Raw genomic sequence first — 18,726 nt, forward strand, 5'->3', positions numbered from 1 at the left:
TTTGCATCTTTTCTTCGGTCTTGTATACTACGCCCCGTACTGAACGACTGATGTCGCGAAGTGCTTGTTGTTTACGGAGGGGTGGCCGAGCGGCTGAAGGCACCGGTCTTGAAAACCGGCGATGGGAAACCATTCGAGAGTTCGAATCTCTCCTCCTCCGCCATAAACAACACATTAAAGCTGCTAAGTAATTAGCGGCTTTTTTTGTGCCTGAAATTCGCTTCTCTCCCAATGGCTGCATATTCTCAACCCGCCCGCTGCCGGGCATACTGCCTTGGCGAACACCCGAGTGTGCGCTTGAACGCCGTACTGAACGCGCTCTCTGATTCGTACCCGAGCGACAACGCCACAGCCGATACCGGTTCTTTACTGTTCGCCAGCCGGTCTCCGGCCAGCAACATCCGCCAGCGCGTCAGGTATTCCAGCGGTGCACTGCCGACGGCCTGCTTAAACTTCTGCGAGAATACCGAACGCGACATACCCGCCCGTTCAGCCAGCGCCTGCACCGTCCAGCGGTATGCCGGGTTTTCATGCATTGCATTCAGCGCTCTGGAAAGTTGCTTATCCGCCAGCGCAGCAAACCAGCCGCTATCTTCTCCTTCCGGCGAATTATCGACGTGCATCCGCAGCGCCTGCACCAGCATCATGTGCGCCATATGTTGCGCGATCAGTAATCCGCCAGGCCGTTCATCGCGCAATTCCTGCATCATACATTCCACAGCCCAGCGCAAACTTTGCCTGTCGGATTCTTTCGAAATATGCACCACGGGCGGCAGCATCGCCAGCAAGGTTGAGGCGTTTACGCCACTGACTACAAACCGGCTGCCGGTGAGAAAAAAATCTTTGCCACCATTGCAGGAAACCGTGCCGCCATCCTGCGCCTGCTGGAAAATCGGCCCGGCATCGACAGGCGGAAGATTCAGGTCACTGGCGAGACGGAACGGGCGTCCGGCCGGTAAAACAAAACAATCACCGGCTTTGAGATGGACTGCGGCGGGCACGCCATCAACCGCCAGCCAGCATTCACCGGTAATGATCGCGTTACATTTAATCGACTGATAGTGGTCAGGAAATTGCACCGACCATTCGCCGCCGGCTTCAAAACCTTTGGACATATAACTGCGCGGCTTCAGCAGTGACAACACATCTGAAAGGGGATCCATCAGGAACTCCGGACGATTGCAAAGATATTACGGACATTAGCGCATAGATCGTCTTTTCTCCAGCGCCTATATTCTGTTACGAAAGCAGCAGATTGAGCCAACAACAGAGGAATTCGCAATGCGTGTATTCGTGACAGGGGCAACAGGTTTTGTCGGTTCTGCGGTGGTGCAGGAATTACTGCGCGCAGGTCATCAGGTGCTGGGTTTAGCGCGTTCTGATGCTTCGGCGCAGGCGCTGACCGATGCCGGTGCGGACGTGCATCGCGGCAGTATTGAAGATCTGCACAGTCTGACGTCCGGCGCTGCGCAGGCCGACGGCGTGATCCATACTGCGTTTATTCATGACTTTTCGAAGTTTCTGGAAAATTGTGAAAAAGACCGGCTGGCGATTGGTACTTTAGGCGCTGCGCTGAAGGGCACAAAAAAACCACTGATCGTGACCTCCGGCACGGCGCTGGTGAACACCGGACGTCTGGCGACGGAAAATGATTTACCTGATCCGCAGGGGCAGAATCCGCGCGTGGCATCTGAACTCGCCGTCGCTAATCTGGCAGAGCAGGGCGTGCGTGTTTCTTTGGTGCGTTTGCCGCCGTCGGTTCACGGCGAAGATGATCACGGATTTGTGCCGATGATTATTGCACTGGCACGCGAAAAGGGTGAATCGGCTTATCCGGGCGATGGCGAAAACCTCTGGCCGGCAGTGAACCGTTTTGATGCCGCGCGGCTATTTGTGCTGGCGCTGGAAAAGGGCGCAAAGAACGCGATATATCATGCAAACGCAGAAGAAGGCGTGCCATTTCGCAAAATTGCCGAGCTGATTGGCAGGCACCTGAACCTGCCGGTGGTGAGCAAAAACGGACAGGATCTGGCGGCACATTTTGGCTGGTTTACGCATTTCGCCTCGCTGAATAACCCGACGTCCAGTCAGATCACCCGCGATATTTTAGCCTGGAAACCGGTGCATCAGGATTTACTGACCGACATTGATACCGCCGGATATTTCAAATAAATTCTTTTTTCTGAGATTAAAACAGGTCATTCAGGTGGCCTGTTTTACGTTTTTCGCCGTGGTTTTAATGGTGTTAATTGCCTAAAAAACGCCCCGAATCACAAATCGGGAAGATAAAAACGTAACCCTATTGCCTGTCCGATGTTATGCGTTATGTTGATTTTTAGTTTCTCAAATGTAACTAGAGGTTAACAATAATGTCGAATAAATTACGTATCTCTCTGATTGCTGTTGCTGTGCTGATGTCTTCTTCTGCAATGTCTGCATTACCTCAGGGCTATCCGGCCGACTATCAAAAAATCGTTGATGCGGCGACCAAAGAAGGCAAAGTCGTGGTGTATTCCACCACCGACACCAAAGCTGCAGGCCCGCTGATTCAGGGCTTCGAGGCGACTTATCCCGGTATCAAAGTCGAATATAACGACATGAACAGCACCGAACTGTACAACCGTTATATCAGCGAACAGGCGGCGGGCGGAACCAGCGGCGACGTGGTCTGGAGTTCCTCCATGGATACCGCGCTGAAACTGGCGACCGACTACGCGCAGGAATATAAATCGCCTGAACAGGGGCAGTTACCAAAATGGGCGGTGTGGAAAGACAAAGCCTACGGCACGACCTATGAGCCAGTGGTGTTTATCTACAACAAGCGACTGATCCCTGCCGGTGACGTGCCGGATTCGCATGTCGCACTGGCAAAACTGATCGCCAGCCAGACCGAAAAATTCAATAAAAAAGTCACCACTTACGATATCGAGAAATCAGGGCTCGGCTTTATGTTGTCCGTGCAAGATTTCAAAGCCGATCCGAATTATTTCAAAACGCTGGCTGACATCGCCAAAGGCGGCCTGGCGGTGCAGTCCTCCACCGGCACTATGATGGAACGCGTTTCTTCCGGCGAAAACCTGATCGGTTTCAACATTCTCGGTTCGTACGCCGAAGCCCGCGCCAAAACGGATCCGTCGCTGGGGATTTCCTATCCGAAGGATTACACCCTGGTGCTTTCCCGCGTTTCTTTCATCAGTCAGGAATCGAAAAATAGCAACGCCGCCAAACTGTGGCTGGACTACATCTTGTCAGAGAAAGGGCAGAGCATTCTGGCCAACCAGGCTGACATTCCGTCCATCCGCAACGATATCGAAGGCAAAAACGACATCGACGGCATGACCAAAATGTTAGGCAATGCGCTCAAGCCAATCCCGGTCGATGAAACCCTGCTGGAATACCTGCAACAGAAAAAACGCCTGGATTACATCAAACAATGGCGTAACGCTGCTGCCAAGTAGTGACATATCGAAGCGCGTCACTTTCCGTCGCGCTTCCTTTTTCCTGCCTGATTTCGCTCTCCTTGTTTCTAACCAAAGGGAAGTAACATGAATGCATTGCGCAGAAAGTGGCAGAGCCTGCCGCGCGGCATTGTGGTGTTGATAACGGCGCTGGTTATCTACATTCCATTGTCGTTCATCGTGATACAAAGTTTCCTCTCCGCGCCGTTCTTTTCCCCGTCAAAAGAATGGAGCCTCGAATCCTTTGGATTCATCTTCACAGATCCGGATTTCTACAAGGCGCTGAGAAGCGGCTTTATTCTGGCCTTCGGGCTGGTGGTTATCGCTATTCCGCTCGGCGGGATCCTGGCGTTCCTGATGGTGCGTACGGACTTACCGGGCAGACGCGTGATTGAGCCGCTGATCCTGGTGCCGATTTTCGTCTCGCCGATGGTATTAGGGTTCGGCTATGTGGTGGCTGCCGGGCCGGTCGGATTCTTCTCGCTGTGGGCGCAGGCTATTCTTGGTTTCGTGCCGTGGAATATCTACGACATGTCGAGCATCGTGGTGATCGCCGGTCTGACACATGTTCCGCACGCGTATCTGTATATCTCATCGGCGCTGCGCAGCGTCGGGTCGGACGTCGAAGAAGCCGCGCGAACCGCCGGTGCCTCACCGTTGCAGGTGATGACTGCGGTCAGTTTGCCGATGGTGCGTCCGTCGATTCTTTACGCCACCGTTTTGCTGTTCTTCCTCGGACTGGAAGTCTTTGGCCTGATGCTGGTGCTGGGTGATCCGGAAGGCAACATGGTGCTGGCGACCTATCTGTATCAGCTGACCAATAAACTCGGCACGCCGTCTTATCATCTGATGGCCGCTGTCGCTGTGGTGCTGATTTGTATCACTATTCCGCTGGTCATGTTGCAGCGCCGCCTGATGCGTACCGCCAACCGTTTCGTGACGGTCAAAGGTAAAGCGTCACAGGCACGTGCCTTACCGCTCGGCAAATGGCGCTGGGTGGCCGGGGCCGTGGTGGCATTCTGGCTGACCGTCACTATCGGCGTTCCGCTGGTGGGCGTGATGCTGCGTGCATTTATCTCCAACTGGGGCGTCGGTGTCTCCATCTGGGACGAGCTGTCGCTCAACACCTTCCGCACCATCTGGGAACAGCCGAATCTGCTGCGCGCGATCGTCAATTCCATGGCAATTGGTGTTATCGGCGGCGCACTGGCGGTGGCCTGTTATCTGTTTATCGGCATCGCGATGCACCGTAAACCGGATGGCGTGACGCGATTCCTCGATTACAGCGTACTGGTGCCGCGCGCAGTGCCGGGGCTGCTGGCCGGTCTGGCCTTCCTGTGGGTATTCCTTTTCCTGCCGATGTGGCTCGATAACGCGCTCAAATCCGGCTGGCTTTCCGGCATGCCCTGGTCGCAATGGCTGCGCGATAACCTGGTGGTCTGGCTGCGTTCCTTGCGCAGCACGATTTTCAGCGTCTGGCTGGCGTATACCGTGGTGTGGATGGCGTATGGTCTGCGGCTGATATCCTCGACGTTGTTGCAGGTCGGGCCGGAGCTGGAAGAGGCGGCGCGCAGTACCGGTGCGACCCGCGGGCAGATCACCCGTCACGTTACGATCCCGCTGTCGCGTTACGGTCTGATTGGTTCCTGGCTGCTGATGTTCCTGATTTTCGAGCGCGAATATTCCACCGGTGTGTATCTGCTTTCACCGGGTACGGAAACCATCGGCTCGATGCTGGTTTCCCTGTGGGCTGCTGGCGCTATTGATATCGTGGCCGCGCTCTCCTTTATTAACATCCTGCTGGTGGTGTTAGGTCTGGGTATTGCCCTTCGTTTTGGAGTCAAATTACATGATTGAATTATCGGTCGACAATCTGCACTTAACCTACGGCGATAACCCGGTGTTAAAAGGTGTTTCGATGGATCTGAAACGTGGCGAAGTGGTATCACTGCTCGGTCCTTCGGGCAGCGGAAAAACCACCTTACTGCGTGCGGTTGCCGGACTGGAAAAGCCAGTCAAAGGCACCATCGTCATCGGCAAAAATAAGGTCTACGACGGCACACCGCGCAGCGAAATTCCGGCCGAAGAGCGAAATCTCGGGTTGGTGTTTCAGTCCTACGCCTTGTGGCCGCACAAAACGGTATTTGAGAACGTGGCGTATCCCCTGAAGTTACGCAAAGTCTCAGCCGGTGAAATCACTCAGCGCGTGCAGGATGTTCTGAATCAGCTGGGGCTCGGGCATCTGGGCAAACGCCATCCGCATCAGCTTTCCGGTGGTCAGCAGCAGCGCGTGGCGATTGGCCGAGCGCTGGTCTACAACCCGCCCGTGATTTTGCTCGACGAGCCGCTGTCGAACCTCGATGCCAAACTGCGTGAGGAAGCCCGGGTGTTCCTGCGCGAACTGATCATCAAACTGGGGCTGTCGGCGCTGATGGTGACGCACGACCAGAATGAAGCGATGGCGATTTCCGACCGCATTTTGCTGCTCAACAATGGCAAGATCGAACAGCAGGGCACGCCGCAGGAAATGTACGGCTCGCCGAAAACGCTGTTTACCGCAGAGTTTATGGGCAGCAATAACCGTCTGCATGGCAAAGTCACCGAAGTGCGCGACGGCAAAGCGCGCATCGAAGGCAGTGGCTGGGTGCTGTGGGGACAGGCGGGAGAGGGCGTGCAGGCCGGGCAGGAAGGCACGGCAGTGATCCGCGTCGAACGCGTGGTGCTGGCTGAAGGGCCGGGCGAGAATCAGCTGGAATTACCCCTGCTGACCAGCATGTATCTTGGTGACCGCTGGGAATATCTGTTCCGCACGGCGGGCGATGATTTTGTCATTCGCGCGTACGGCACCGATGTGCGCGATCCGCAGCATTGTCATCTGAAATTACCTGAACAGCATGTGTGGATCTTTCCCAAATAATACCCGTCATACTTAAAGCTGCAGGTGCGTTGGCTGCGCTCAGGGACCCGAATCACTTACTTATGTAAGCTCATCGGGATCCCATCGCTTGCCGCCTTCCTGCAGCTTCAATTATTTAGGGTATTACCGGAAGTCAGACAGTTTATTGAAATATTTCTGTCATTTCCCGCGCGTAAAATTCTGCTTCCTGTTTAAATAATGCAGAATAATCATGATATTAACCTCTCGTTCACTTACGGGTAAGATGCCATTCAATAGATTGTTTCGATCTGGTTTCATCAAACGTCCACGGGGCATACTTTTTGGGGTAATTTGCGTTATCGCCCTGTTTTCTGCTTTACAGATTTTCTCCACCGTCGTGCTCACCAAAATACTTCAGGATGCGCGAAACAACGTGATCGCTACCGAAAGTTTGCGTCAGCAACAAGCCGTGATGGATAAAGCCCGTATGGAATTGCTGATGGCCAGTGACAAACTCAACCGCGCCGGTATTTATTACATGCAGGATAAAGAAACCGGCTCGGTCGGCAGCTGGAACAGCCTGATGGAAGAATCGCTCGGTTCGCTGACGGCGTCTCAGAAGGCGTTTACCCGGTTTCAGGAGATGACCAAAAACAGCAGCCAGGCCGCGACGGAACTTAAAGCCAGCTACCAGATGTTTTTTGACGGGCTGCGTGAACAGGCCGATGGCCTGCAAAAAAATAACAATATCGACTCCTTCTTTGAAGTGCCGGTTCAGGCGTTTCAGGATGACTTCAGTCAGAAATATTATGCTTATCTGGCAGTGAATGAACATACGGCGGTGTCGCTCAGCGACCGGTTGCTGAATGCTTTGTCACAGGCAAAAACCCTGTTCATGGGCGCGCTGATAATACTGGCGGTGATCGCGGTGCTGGTCTGGCGCGGGGTGGCGGCGTGGATTATCCGACCGCTGCAACGCATGATTGGTCACATCAGCGTACTGGCCGCCGGGGATTTATCACAGGACGTTGAAGACGACAACGCGCGGGTGATTGAAGTCCGTGAGCTGGGCATCAGCCTGCGTAATATGCAGCGCGGTCTGCAAAAACTGGTCAGCGAAGTGCGTGACGCCTCGGCGCATATCATGCTGAACATTGACCAGATGGCAAAAGGCAACGAAGAATTGTCGGCGCAGGCGGCGATTCAGAGCGAAGAACTGCGCGCCGCCACCGAACACATCACCCATCTCAACGAACGCGTGAAAGAGAACGCGGCCCATGCGCAGCAGGCCACCCGACAGGCTGAGCAGGCGAAAGGCGTGGCGACCCGTGGCGGCGAAGTGATGGGACAGGTGGATATGGCGATGAAAGAGATCGTCAGCCAGTCGTCAGAAATGAGCAGTATTGTCTCAATGATTGACGGTGTGGCGTTCCAGACCAATATTCTGGCGCTCAACGCCGCGATTGAAGCGGCGCACGCCGGTCAGCACGGACGCGGTTTTGCCGTGGTGGCAAAAGAAATCGGCCTGCTGGCGCAAAAGAGCAGTCATTCAACGCGCGGTATTCATCAGCTGATTGATGATTCCGTGCAACAGATTGGTCGCGGATCGGCGTCTGTGTCGGTGCTGAGTCAGAGCCTGGAGGAGATTATCCACATCTTCAGCGGACTGAGTGCGCTGGTGAGTGAGATTTCAGAGGCGACATTGTATCAGGGACAAAGTGTTCACGATGTCTCCGAACGCATCACCGCGCTGAATCAGGTGACTTTGCAAAACGGCAAACTGGCCGATCATGCGGCGGCATCTTCCCAGCAGTTGCTGGATCAGTCGCAGCGGCTGGAAAAGGCCGTCGCGCGCTTTGCCCTGACGGCGGCCTGAGGCTTGACAGACACGCTGCCGCCAGACAAATTGTGACATTACATCAGTCACCTGGAAGATTTTGAATGGTCATCAACGGGCTGGAGATTTGTTCGCTGGCAGAAAATACGGAGCATATTCCCGCGATTTCACAACTGCTCAACGAAGAATGGTCGTCGTTCGCTCACTGGGCGGAACCGGCGCGGATCGGTGAGCGGTTGCGGACGCGGATAAGCAACGACACCCGGGAATTCACGCTGGTGGCGTTCGCGGATAAACAGACGATTGCCGGAACGGCCAGTGTGATCCGTTATGAGCTGGATGACCACCCGGGGCGGGAATACTGGCTGGGCGAAGTGTTTACCTGTGCCGGTATGCGCGGAAAGGGCATCGGCAGTGCGCTGGTCAAAGCCTGCATTCAGAAAGCGAAAGCGGCGGGCATTGACGCTTTGTGGCTCTATACACCGGATCAGCAGGCGTTGTACGCCCGGCTGGGCTGGCAGGAAGCCGAACAGCGCGAGCAGGCCGGCGAGCAGGTGACGGTGATGAAACTGCCACTCTGAAAGCCATTTTATCTCTCAGGCGGCCGGTTATTTCTGATGCCACACCAGCATGCTGCCTTCACTGTGTCCGGTTACCGGATCTGTTGCAGGCAGCGGTACGGCATTTACCGCTTTTGTGCGTGCTGCCAGTTGCGGCAGTTCATCATGACAAAGGTCAGCTTTCACTTGCGGCGGATACGCGCCGACCAGCATGAAATCTTCATCAGCGGAAATCTGTTTATGGCCGATCCCGGCCGGAAGCAACAGTACATCCCCGACTTTCACTTCGATGATCTTGCCGTGCTCGCCACCCAGTTGCAGCTTTGCGCTACCGGCATAAACACCCAGCACTTCATGAGTGTTGGAGTGAAAATGCGTAAAGGTATACACCGGATAACGCCACTGCGGCGGCCAGCCGTTGGTGCGGAAAAGATGTTCGAGGTATTCGGCATTATCGGCGGTATCGGGGGGAATGACACGGTGATAAATCAGCACCGGCAATGCGTTATTCGGCACACCGCCGTCGGGTTTATTAATCAGCAATGTATCCATAGCAACCTCTCTGGCAGTCGCGAAGGCCATATGTGGCATCGGCATCAGGGCGAGCACGCCCAGCAAAGTAACAAACCGGCGTCGGTCCAACAGCATCAGGCATGGCTCCTTATCGCGCAATCAATGGCTTACCTCTTTCATGTATAGAACAAAAAAACCTGAAAATCCTGTTTTTGGAAACATAAAAAGAGTTGAGAAAGAATTGATAAAGACGGGAGCAGGCAAGGGCGGTGGTTATCAGAAAAAACTTAAAATCTGTAGCAATCAACATATAAAAGTCATATTGGCTGGCGAAATCCTTTATGTCCTCTATGCTTAACAATACAAAAAGTACTCAGGAGGAGAAGTTTATGAATAAGAAAATGTTACTTGTGGTTGCTACAGCTGTTTCTGTATTAGCAGGGTGTCAGACTTACGATCGCGCAGCAAGCTACGTCAAAGAGCCGGTCGTCAGCGATGTTAAAGTCGGTATGACCAAATCTCAGGTTCGTGCGATTGCAGGGCCGCCATCGACTGAAGCCACGCTTATCCATGCTAAAGGGACTTGCCAGACTTATGCGGTTGCTCCGCGTGATGGTAAAGCTCAGACCTACTTTGTTAGCTATAACGACACCGGTCATGTCATGAACAAAGGTTACCAGAGCTGTTCAGACTACGATAAAGACCCGCAGGCTGCTCAGTAACGCTGTATTGATTTAGCGCCTTCCCCTCGTGAGAGGGGAAGGGGTACGGAATTTAAGCCTTTTGCGTCACAATTCTCACGCCCACTTTACTCACCTGATTACCGTCCATTTCCGCGATCGTCCACGTCAGCCCGTCCCATTCGATATGGTCACCGATCACCGGTTCGCCACCGAGCAGTCTGATCACGAAATGTCCCAGGGTTTGCGACTGATCGACACCCTCTTCCAGATTCAGACCATAAAGCTGTGAAATCGCATCCAGCGGCGCGTCTGCCTGCAGGATAAAGTCACCGAAGAAGCGGTCATCCAGCACCACTTTATTGCTGTCGCTGAACAGTTTACCCAGCTCCGGCAGATCCTTTTCCTGTCCGATTACACACAGAATATCGCCTTCTTTTAGTCGCGTACTGCCCGTCGGATGCAGCATTTCTTTGCCGCGGAATAATGCCGCAATTCGTGTTGCCTGCGGCATTTGCAGGTCACGTAACGCCGCGCCGACGCACCATTTGTCCGAGCCCAGCTGATAGATAAATTGTTCCCAGTCGTTATACACGTCGATATCCAGTCCGACGCGGGAAATCGGCGTGGGCTGTGGCGGTACCAGCACTTTGGCTTTTTTCGCCGCGAAACCCAGAGAGGTGCCCTGAAGCAGCAGAGAGACCAGCACGATAAAGAACGCGACATTGAAATACAGCGTGGCGTTAGGCAGCCCGGCCATCATCGGGAACACCGCCAGAATGATGGGTACCGCGCCACGCAGGCCGACCCACGAAATAAAGAAGCGTTCGCGCAGGGTAAAGTTTTTGAACGGGATAAGGCTGACAAACACCGACAGCGGACGCGCCAGCAGGATCATCCACAACGAGAGCGCCAGCGCTGCGATAGCAATCGGCAGCAGATCGCTCGGCGTCAGCAGCAGACCGAGCACCAGGAACATACCAATCTGGCTGAGCCACGCCAGCCCGTCGAAAGTCTGCAAAATGCCGTGACGGTTGCGGATCGGCATATTGCCGAGCATCAGGCCGCACAGATACACCGCCAGAATGCCGCTGCCTTCCAGGGCCATGGTGGCGGCGTAAACCAGCAAACCGCCGCTGAACGCCAGTAACGGATACAGTCCGGCTGCCAGCGTAATTTTGTTGATCAGCTTGTGCAGCAGCCAGCCGCCGCCAACCCCGAAAACAATGCCCAGACCAAACTGGCGCACGACATCCACCACAAACATCAGGCTCAAGCCATGTTCGCCTTTGGAAATCATGTCGATCAGGGTAATGGTCAGGAATACCGCCATCGGGTCGTTGCTGCCGGATTCAATTTCCAGTGTAGCGCTGACTCGTTCGTTCAGGCCTTTACCGCCGATAAGTGAGAACACCGCCGCCGCATCGGTCGAGCCGATAATCGCGCCAATCAGCAAACCCTGCATCAGATTGATATTGAACAGCCACGCGGCAGCCAGGCCGGTCAGACCGGCGGTTATCAGTACACCGACAGTCGCCAGCGACAGCGCGGGCCATAGTGCCACGCGAAAGGAAGAGGCGCGGGTGCGCATCCCGCCGTCGAGCAAAATAACTGCCAGCGCCAGGTTACTGACCAGATAAGCCGCGGGGTAATTATCGAAGGCAATACCGCCAATTCCGTCGACGCCTGCGAGCATGCCGATGGCGAGGAAAATGACCAAAATAGGGATGCCAAGCTTAGAAGAGAACGAACTGAGCAAAATGCTCGCTGCGACTAACAGGGCGCCAATAAAGAAAAGAGTATTAATCGTGCTGGCGTCCAAGAGCGTTCTCCTTGTAAGGCATGAGTGGTGCGGGGGCGTACGGTTTCGTCATCAGTGACAAGCACTCTAATTTATCAGGAAAATGAGCGCGTTGCTGGGCTCATTTAGGATTTTTATTAGTTGCACTTCAGAATAAAAAACTATGCTTAAAGATGAGCGATGTCCATGCGCAGTTTTTAAAAAAGGAAACCATAATGAGTGAATATACCGGTGTACACCGTGAGGTGATGAAAGACGGGGCGATCAAACATGTGCTGATCCGCGATGCGGCTGGCAATGAGCAGTCGATTGCGGCAAAAGATTATATTTCGCAGGGGATCGAGCCAGATCTGAATGAGTTGCCCGAAGTGAGCACTGACAGCGAATTCCCGGTCGCGGGCAAAGGCTGAAAATTCGTTTGTTGCAGTTATTCTCCCCGCAGAAGTTCTGCGGGGATTGAGGTTCTACACGCCTAAACGATCGCGCAGGGAATAATAGGCCGCGCCGAGCATGGTAAAGGGTACCTGGAAGTTGCGGCCACCGAAGAAAGGCATGTGCGGTAAACGGGCGAACGCATCGAAACGTTCGGCGTCACCGCGCAGCATTTCGGTAATCAGCTTCCCGGCGAGATGCGTCAGCGTCACGCCATGCCCGCTGTCGCCCTGCATGTAATAAATGTTATTTTCCAGCCGCCCAAACTGCGGCAGGCGCGATAGCGTCAGCAGGAAATTGCCGCCCCAGCGGTAATCAATCTTCACACCTTTGAGTTGCGGGAAGGTGCGGTTGAGTTTTGGCAGGATCACCGAATCGATATTGGGTGGATTTTTACCGCCGTAGGTCACGCCGCCACCGTACAACATCCGGTTGTCAGCGGTGAGGCGGAAATAATCGAGCAGATAATTGCAGTCTTCCACGCAGTAATTGTTTGGCAACAGCGAAAGGGCCATGTCATCGGACAGCGGTTCGGTGGCCACAATCTGCGAGCCGCAAGGCATGCTGAGGCGCGTGAGACGCGGTGCAAGCTGCTGACTCAGATAGGCGTTGCCCGCCAGAATCACATATCTGGCTTTTACCTGACCCTTCGCGGTATGCACTAACGCCGGTTCGCCGTGGTCGATGCGTGTGACCGCCGAGCCTTCAAAAATACGCCCGCCGTGACGGCGCACTGCTTCGGCTTCACCCAGCACCAGATTGAGCGGGTGTAAATGACCGCCATTTTTATCCAGCAGCCCGCCAACGTAACGGTCGGTGGCGATTTCCCGGCGCACAGCAGTTTCATCCAGCAGACGCAGTTCAGTATGACCATAGCGGTTCCACAACTTTTGCTGGTCGCGCAGTTTTGCCAGCTGGCGCGCACTGAGTGCGGCAAATATGCAGCCGGGACGGTAGTCGCAGTCGATGGCGTACTGGTCGATGCGCTGACGGATAATATTCGCGCCTTCAAACATCATGCTGCCGAGCATATCGGCGGTCTGACGTCCGTAGCGTTCCTCAATGACATCTATATCGCGGCTGTAAGAGTTGACGACCTGGCCGCCGTTTCGTCCGCTGGCGCCCCAGCCGACGCGGGCGGCTTCGAGCACCACCACGTCGTAACCGGCTTCGCACAGGTATAAAGCAGAAGAAATACCGGTATAACCGGCACCGACAATACAGACATCGCACTCAATATTGTCAGTCAGTTCCGGCCACGGTGCGTGGTCGTTGACGGAGCTGGCGTAATAGCTGTCGGTGTGCGGCACACCGACAGCGCGGGGACTTCCTGTTTGAGCACTCATGGTGACATCCTTCTTTGGGTTCCCGTTGCCTCGCCCGGAATCGATGACAACTAGAAGGTATTAGGGGTATGTGCGCTAACAATCCTGCAAATCCGCGTCGAAATATTACTGAAACTGTGAGGGTTCGCGGTGTTAATGGCGTAACTTTGCCCCGCACGCAGCGGGTAACTCTGACCGTTGACGGTTAAGATGATTTCTCCTTCTAACAGGGTGCCGACTTCCTCGCCCTGGTGTTTGATTTTGTCACCCGTTGTGCTGCCGGGTTGATAGGTTTCCAGCAGCATGGCGACGGTAGGGTTCGGCGTGCCGTTGTGGACCATGCGCATGGACACGCCGCGGCTGCCGATTTCGATTAAATCTGCCGCATTAATCACGATCCGCGGCTCGTTACTTTTATGTTCCTCGGCGAAAAATTCTGAAAGTGACAGCCCGTAAACGCGCAATAGCTTTTGCAATGTACTGACGGCGGGGCTGACTTTGTCCTGTTCAATGGTGCTGATGGCGCTGTGTGTCAGGCCAGACAACTCGGCGGCTTTGCGTTGGGACATTCCGAGTTGCTGGCGAATTTCAGAAAGCCGGCGACCAGGCGCCAGACTGACTTCGCTCATCCGTTTATTCCTCTCGTGCGCTCCGGGCCTGATGGCCTTTGCGACAGGCAGCGATAAAAGCGTCAAACAGCTGGCGGGATACGGGATCTGTCATGCTGTGCCATTCCGGATGCCACTGCACACCAAGGGCAAACGGATGATTGCGGACACTCACGGCTTCCACCAGATTGTCCGGTGCGCGTGCTTCCACGGTCAGGACTTCGCCCAGACGGTTGGCTCCCTGACCGTGAAGGGAGTTCACCTGAAACTGCTGATAATCGGGTAACAATTCTGAAAGCAGGCCGCCGGGTTCGATATGCACCGGATGAACCAGAGCGTATTGCTCGTCGTGCGGTAAGGTGGTGTCTTCGCGGTGATCATTGTAGCCCGGCACCTCCTGCACTTTACGGTGCAAACTGCCGCCGGTGGCGACCACCAGTTCCTGCATTCCGCGACAGGCGGCGAAAAGCGGAATTTTCTTGTCCAGCGTGGCACGGATTAACTGCAAACTCAGGCGGTCGCGGCCGGGATCGGCCAGCTCCTCGACACCTTCTTCACCGTACAAATGGGGCTCAATATTGCTGGGGCTGCCGGTGAGGAAGATGCCGTCCAGACCGCGCAGAATCTGGTCTATCGCGCCTTCGCGTGCTGCCAGTTCATGCGGCAGACAGACCGGAAGGGCGTCTGCATTAAAGATGGCGTCCAGATATTTTTCATGGACAGTCAGGGCCGGGTTTTCATCAACAGTGTTTTCACACATTACTACCCCAATGACCGGTCTGTAGCGCGTCTCTTTTCCCGTGGATGGCGTGGAAAATATATTGCCCATAATACCGCCTCGTTGAGTAGATGAATTTGCTGACAGCACGCACCTCCCCGCACGTTACTGCTCAGAATATTGACCTGTTATTGACCAATTTAGCAGCGCTCAGGGTGCTTTTCAAACGGATATGTTGCGAAAATGTAGGTGTTGCAAATAATTAATGTTAAGGCTAGGGTTAATCATATGGCCGTTATTTTGAGCAATAAACGGTTTGAGCATAAAAAGTTTGAGCAAGTCCATGAGGAACTAAAAGACATGAGAGCACTGCGTTGAACAGGGTAATGACCCGGTAAAGATAACCGGCTGGCATCATGGTGGTGCCTGATATGCCGGAAACCAGCAAATGGCGGAAAACCTATGCAAGCGACTGAACTGATGAACGAAATCAAGAAAGAGATTAGCGAACCCCTCGCTAAGCACGCTGAAGAGCGAAGTAGCGCGTTCCAGGATGAAGTAACTCAGTACCTGGAGCGTCACCCGCAAACCCTTCACGTCGACGTCCTGCTCACCGATCTCAATGGCTCCTTCCGCGGCAAACGCATTCCCGTCTCAGCGCTCCGTAAACTCGAAAAAGGCTGTTATTTCCCGGCATCGGTTTTCGCCATGGACATTCTCGGTAATGTCGTGGAAGAAGCCGGTTTAGGCCAGGAGCTGGGCGAACCCGACCGCACCTGTATTCCGGTTCCCGGCACCTTAACGCCATCGGCTTCCGATCCTGAACATATTGGCCAGCTGCTTCTGACCATGCTTGACGAAGATGGCACTCCCTTTAACGTTGAACCACGCAATGTGCTGAACCATATCTGGCAAACATTGCGCCAGCGGGGCTTGTTCCCGGTGGTAGCGGTAGAGCTGGAGTTCTATCTGCTCGACAGGCAGCGCGATGCGGAAGGTTACATTCAGCCGCCGTGTACGCCGGGGACGCAGGAACGCAGCATGCATACTCAGGTTTATTCCGTCGATAATCTGGATCACTTTGCCGATGTGCTCAGTGACATTGATCGCCTGGCTCATATTCAGGGCTTACCTGCGGATGGCGCGGTAGCGGAATCTTCTCCCGGCCAGTTCGAAATCAATCTGCACCACAGCGAAAACATTCTGCGCGCCTGTGATTACGCCCTGATGCTCAAACGTCTGGTGCGGCTGGTGGCAGAAAATCACGATATGGACGCCACCTTTATGGCGAAACCCTACGATGAATATGCGGGCAGCGGGATGCACATCCATCTCAGCGTGCTCGATGACAACGGCAAAAACCTGTTTGCCGGTGCCGGCGGCGAAGATTCTGAGCTGATGAAACGCTCTCTCGCCGGAATGATTGCTTTAATGCCTGCCTCGATGGCGGTATTGGCCCCGAATGTTAATGCCTTCCGTCGCTTCCAGCCGGGCATGTATGTCCCGACGCAGGCGTCCTGGGGTCATAATAACCGTACTGTTGCATTGCGTGTGCCATGCGGCGGAACAGCCGATCACCGTGTGGAATACCGCGTGGCGGGTGCTGATGCTAACCCATATTTAGTGGTCGCCACTGTACTGGCGGGCATGTTGCACGGTCTGGATAACGATCTGCCGTTACCTGAACCGGTGACGGGTAACGGTCTGGAACAGGAAGGTATTCCGCTGCCTATCCGCCAGAGTGATGCGTTAACTGATTTTGACGATCAGCCCGCGCTGAAAAAAATCCTCGGTGAGCGTTTTTCACATGTTTATCACACCTGTAAATCAGACGAATTGTTGCAGTTTGAGCGCAGGGTGACGGAAACGGAGATAGACTGGATGTTACGTAACGCTTAAGACGGTTAACGAATACGCGCATCATGTTCATCGCTGGAAAAGAATTTGTAACTCAACGCCTCTGAATGTTGTCATTTATGCGTGATTTGTGCAAAATACGCCGCACTGCAGATAACCGACGCTTAAAGGCGCCGGTTATTTTTTTTATATATGCAGTACCCAAACTAATTCAACAGAGGCCGGACCCAGATCCGGATAGATAACAAGGTTCGTGTGCGATCCCAAATTAAAAACGGTCGCCACTATGAGGAAATGTAATATGGGGCAATACTTCAAACCTGTACCGGTGCCCGCCGGTGCTACTTTCAGCTGCGGCCACATTCGCACAGCCTTCACCTCCGCGTTCAGCGACGTGAAGATCTATCCCCCGTTTACTGGTAATAACTCACGAAGTTTTCCCTGTACGTTGCTTTCAGAGGCGTTTAAGCGCCCGGTGTCTGCAATCCAGGGAGGGCTGAACCATGTCTGCTAATGCATCTGCCGCTCCGGCCACTCAGCGTGTACAACTGCGTAAAACCCTGACACTGGTTCAGGTTGTGATGATGGGTCTTGCCTATCTGCAACCGATGACCATTTTTGATACGTTCGGCATCGTTTCCGGCCTGACCGATGGTCACGTCGCGACCGCGTACATCTTCGCGCTGATCGCCGTGCTGTTTACCGCCGTGAGCTACGGCAAACTGGTGCAGCGTTTCCCGTCTGCCGGTTCTGCTTATACTTACGCGCAAAAAGCCATCAGCCCGCATGTCGGTTTTATGGTCGGCTGGTCATCACTGCTGGACTACCTGTTCATGCCGATGATCAACATCCTGCTGGCGAAAATTTACCTGGAAGCCATCTTCCCGGGCGTGCCGTCGTGGATATTCGTGGTGGCGCTGGTCGGCATGATGACTGCGTTCAACCTGCGAGGGATCAAGGTCGTTGCTAACCTGAACAGCATCATTGTTGTCGTGCAGGTGGCCATCATGGTGGTGTTCCTGGGTCTGTTAGTTCGTGGCGTTTACATGGGCGAGGGCATGGGTACACTGGCGACGACCAAACCGTTCTTCAGTGAGAATGCGCATGTGGTGCCGATGATTACCGGCGCGACCATTTTGTGCTTCTCGTTCCTGGGCTTCGACGGTATCAGCTCGTTGTCTGAAGAAACACCGAACGCGGGTAAAGTCATCCCGAAAGCGATTTTCCTGACCGCGCTGATTGGCGGCATCATCTTCGTCGTGGTGTCTTACTTCCTGCAACTGTACTTCCCGGACATTTCGCGCTTTAAAGATCCGGACGCATCACAGCCTGAAATCATGCTGTACGTGGCAGGTAAGTTCTTCCAGTCCGTCATTCTGTGCTTTAGCTGCGTGACCGTTCTGGCCTCTGGCATGGCTGCGCACGCAGGCGTTTCCCGTCTGCTGTACGTGATGGGCCGCGATGGTGTGTTCCCGGAAAAACTGTTTGGTTATGTGCATCCGAAATGGCGTACTCCGACGTTCAACGTACTGCTGGTCGGCGTTGTGGCGATGTCTGCGGTGACCTTTGATCTGGTGACGGCGACTGCGCTGATTAACTTCGGTGCGCTGGTGGCGTTCACCTTCGTGAACCTGTCAGTGATTTCACAGTTCTACATCCGTGAAAAACGTAACCGTACGCTGAAAGACCACATCAACTACCTGATCCTGCCGGTGATTGGTGCGCTGACAGTCGGTGCGCTGTGGCTGAATCTGGAAGCAAGCTCGATGACACTGGGCCTGGTCTGGGCCGCGATTGGCCTTGGGTATCTGGCGTTCATCACCAATGCGTTTCGCAAGCAACCGCCGCAGATGAGCGGGGAGATTGCGCCGGAAGCCTGATTTTTGCCCTTTGAAAAGGGCAGGAAACTTTCTTTGCAGATGGCCGCTGCAATGGCGGCTCTACTTTGCAGCAAGCCTCTATAAAAGAGGCTTTTAAAGTAGCTTAGTGAAAGTTTCGGTTTTTCAACAACGGTTGTCATACAGCTTTTCGCGCCGAAACCGACGAGAGAGGAAAGTGC

General features: G+C 54.2%; 16 protein-coding genes and 1 tRNA gene. 11 read left to right on the forward strand and 6 right to left on the reverse strand.

What is annotated here, in order from left to right; translation table 11 throughout:
* The first annotated feature begins 75 nt into the window (after positions 1-75).
* Positions 76-163 (forward strand) — tRNA-Ser (locus J1778_RS22920).
* Between the two features lie 82 nt (positions 164-245).
* On the opposite strand, the gene J1778_RS22925 is transcribed toward J1778_RS22920, so the two are convergent.
* A complete protein-coding gene (locus tag J1778_RS22925) occupies positions 246-1,163 on the reverse strand; it encodes an AraC family transcriptional regulator (protein WP_217175110.1) in 918 nt (305 codons plus the stop codon).
* Between the two features lie 118 nt (positions 1,164-1,281).
* Between J1778_RS22925 and J1778_RS22930 the strand changes: the two genes are divergently transcribed.
* From J1778_RS22930 to J1778_RS22955, 6 genes are all read left to right on the forward strand, one after another.
* Complete coding sequence (locus J1778_RS22930; protein WP_217175111.1) at positions 1,282-2,172, forward strand: SDR family oxidoreductase; 891 nt, start codon at positions 1,282-1,284, stop codon at positions 2,170-2,172.
* Positions 2,173-2,369: 197 nt separating this feature from the next.
* Positions 2,370-3,458, forward strand: a complete 1,089-nt coding sequence (locus tag J1778_RS22935) for an ABC transporter substrate-binding protein (RefSeq protein WP_217175112.1) — start codon at positions 2,370-2,372, stop codon at positions 3,456-3,458.
* A gap of 87 nt (positions 3,459-3,545) precedes the next feature.
* Positions 3,546-5,315: an ABC transporter permease gene (locus J1778_RS22940; RefSeq protein ID WP_217175113.1), complete on the forward strand. Its 1,770-nt coding sequence runs from the start codon at positions 3,546-3,548 to the stop codon at positions 5,313-5,315.
* Positions 5,308-6,375 (forward strand): ABC transporter ATP-binding protein, encoded by a 1,068-nt coding sequence (locus J1778_RS22945; RefSeq protein WP_217175114.1) that lies wholly within the window; start codon positions 5,308-5,310, stop codon positions 6,373-6,375. Before J1778_RS22940 ends, J1778_RS22945 begins: the two co-directional genes overlap by 8 nt.
* A 211-nt stretch (positions 6,376-6,586) precedes the next feature.
* Complete coding sequence (locus J1778_RS22950) at positions 6,587-8,212, forward strand: methyl-accepting chemotaxis protein (protein ID WP_420804097.1); 1,626 nt, start codon at positions 6,587-6,589, stop codon at positions 8,210-8,212.
* A 65-nt stretch (positions 8,213-8,277) separates the two neighbouring features.
* Positions 8,278-8,754 (forward strand): GNAT family N-acetyltransferase, encoded by a 477-nt coding sequence (locus J1778_RS22955; RefSeq protein ID WP_238484858.1) that lies wholly within the window; start codon positions 8,278-8,280, stop codon positions 8,752-8,754.
* A gap of 27 nt (positions 8,755-8,781) precedes the next feature.
* Here the strand turns inward: J1778_RS22955 and J1778_RS22960 are convergent, their stop codons facing one another.
* Positions 8,782-9,381 carry a cupin gene (locus tag J1778_RS22960; RefSeq protein WP_217175116.1) on the reverse strand — a complete coding sequence of 200 codons (600 nt, stop codon included), beginning with the start codon at positions 9,379-9,381 and terminating at the stop codon, positions 8,782-8,784.
* A 254-nt stretch (positions 9,382-9,635) separates the two neighbouring features.
* On the opposite strand from J1778_RS22960, the gene osmE reads away from it, so the two are divergent.
* A complete protein-coding gene (gene osmE, locus J1778_RS22965) occupies positions 9,636-9,968 on the forward strand; it encodes an osmotically-inducible lipoprotein OsmE (RefSeq protein WP_112164491.1) in 333 nt (110 codons plus the stop codon).
* 52 nt (positions 9,969-10,020) lie between these two features.
* Here osmE and J1778_RS22970 read toward each other — a convergent pair whose 3' ends face one another.
* Positions 10,021-11,748, reverse strand: coding sequence for a potassium/proton antiporter (locus J1778_RS22970; RefSeq protein WP_217175117.1), 1,728 nt, complete (start codon positions 11,746-11,748; stop codon positions 10,021-10,023).
* 194 nt (positions 11,749-11,942) lie between these two features.
* Here J1778_RS22970 and J1778_RS22975 point away from each other — a divergent pair, with 194 nt between their 5' ends.
* A complete protein-coding gene (locus tag J1778_RS22975; protein WP_217175118.1) occupies positions 11,943-12,137 on the forward strand; it encodes a hypothetical protein in 195 nt (64 codons plus the stop codon).
* 54 nt (positions 12,138-12,191) lie between these two features.
* Here the strand turns inward: J1778_RS22975 and J1778_RS22980 are convergent, their stop codons facing one another.
* Genes J1778_RS22980 through puuD form a run of 3 tightly spaced genes read right to left on the reverse strand, consistent with a single transcriptional unit; the run spans position 12,192 to position 14,921 of the window.
* Complete coding sequence (locus J1778_RS22980; RefSeq protein WP_217175119.1) at positions 12,192-13,505, reverse strand: NAD(P)/FAD-dependent oxidoreductase; 1,314 nt, start codon at positions 13,503-13,505, stop codon at positions 12,192-12,194.
* 50 nt (positions 13,506-13,555) lie between these two features.
* Positions 13,556-14,113 carry an HTH-type transcriptional regulator PuuR gene (puuR, locus tag J1778_RS22985; RefSeq protein WP_217175120.1) on the reverse strand — a complete coding sequence of 186 codons (558 nt, stop codon included), beginning with the start codon at positions 14,111-14,113 and terminating at the stop codon, positions 13,556-13,558.
* A 4-nt stretch (positions 14,114-14,117) separates the two neighbouring features.
* The gene (gene puuD / locus J1778_RS22990) at positions 14,118-14,921 is read right to left on the reverse strand and encodes a gamma-glutamyl-gamma-aminobutyrate hydrolase (protein ID WP_217175121.1); all 804 of its coding nucleotides are present in this window, start codon (positions 14,919-14,921) and stop codon (positions 14,118-14,120) included.
* Positions 14,922-15,290: 369 nt separating this feature from the next.
* On the opposite strand from puuD, the gene J1778_RS22995 reads away from it, so the two are divergent.
* Positions 15,291-16,709: a glutamine synthetase family protein gene (locus tag J1778_RS22995; protein ID WP_217175365.1), complete on the forward strand. Its 1,419-nt coding sequence runs from the start codon at positions 15,291-15,293 to the stop codon at positions 16,707-16,709.
* A 461-nt stretch (positions 16,710-17,170) separates the two neighbouring features.
* Positions 17,171-18,547, forward strand: a complete 1,377-nt coding sequence (locus J1778_RS23000) for an APC family permease (RefSeq protein ID WP_217175122.1) — start codon at positions 17,171-17,173, stop codon at positions 18,545-18,547.
* Positions 18,548-18,726: the final 179 nt, after the last annotated feature.

The organism is Rahnella bonaserana, from assembly GCF_019049675.1.
GTDB classification, from domain to species: domain Bacteria; phylum Pseudomonadota; class Gammaproteobacteria; order Enterobacterales; family Enterobacteriaceae; genus Rahnella; species Rahnella bonaserana.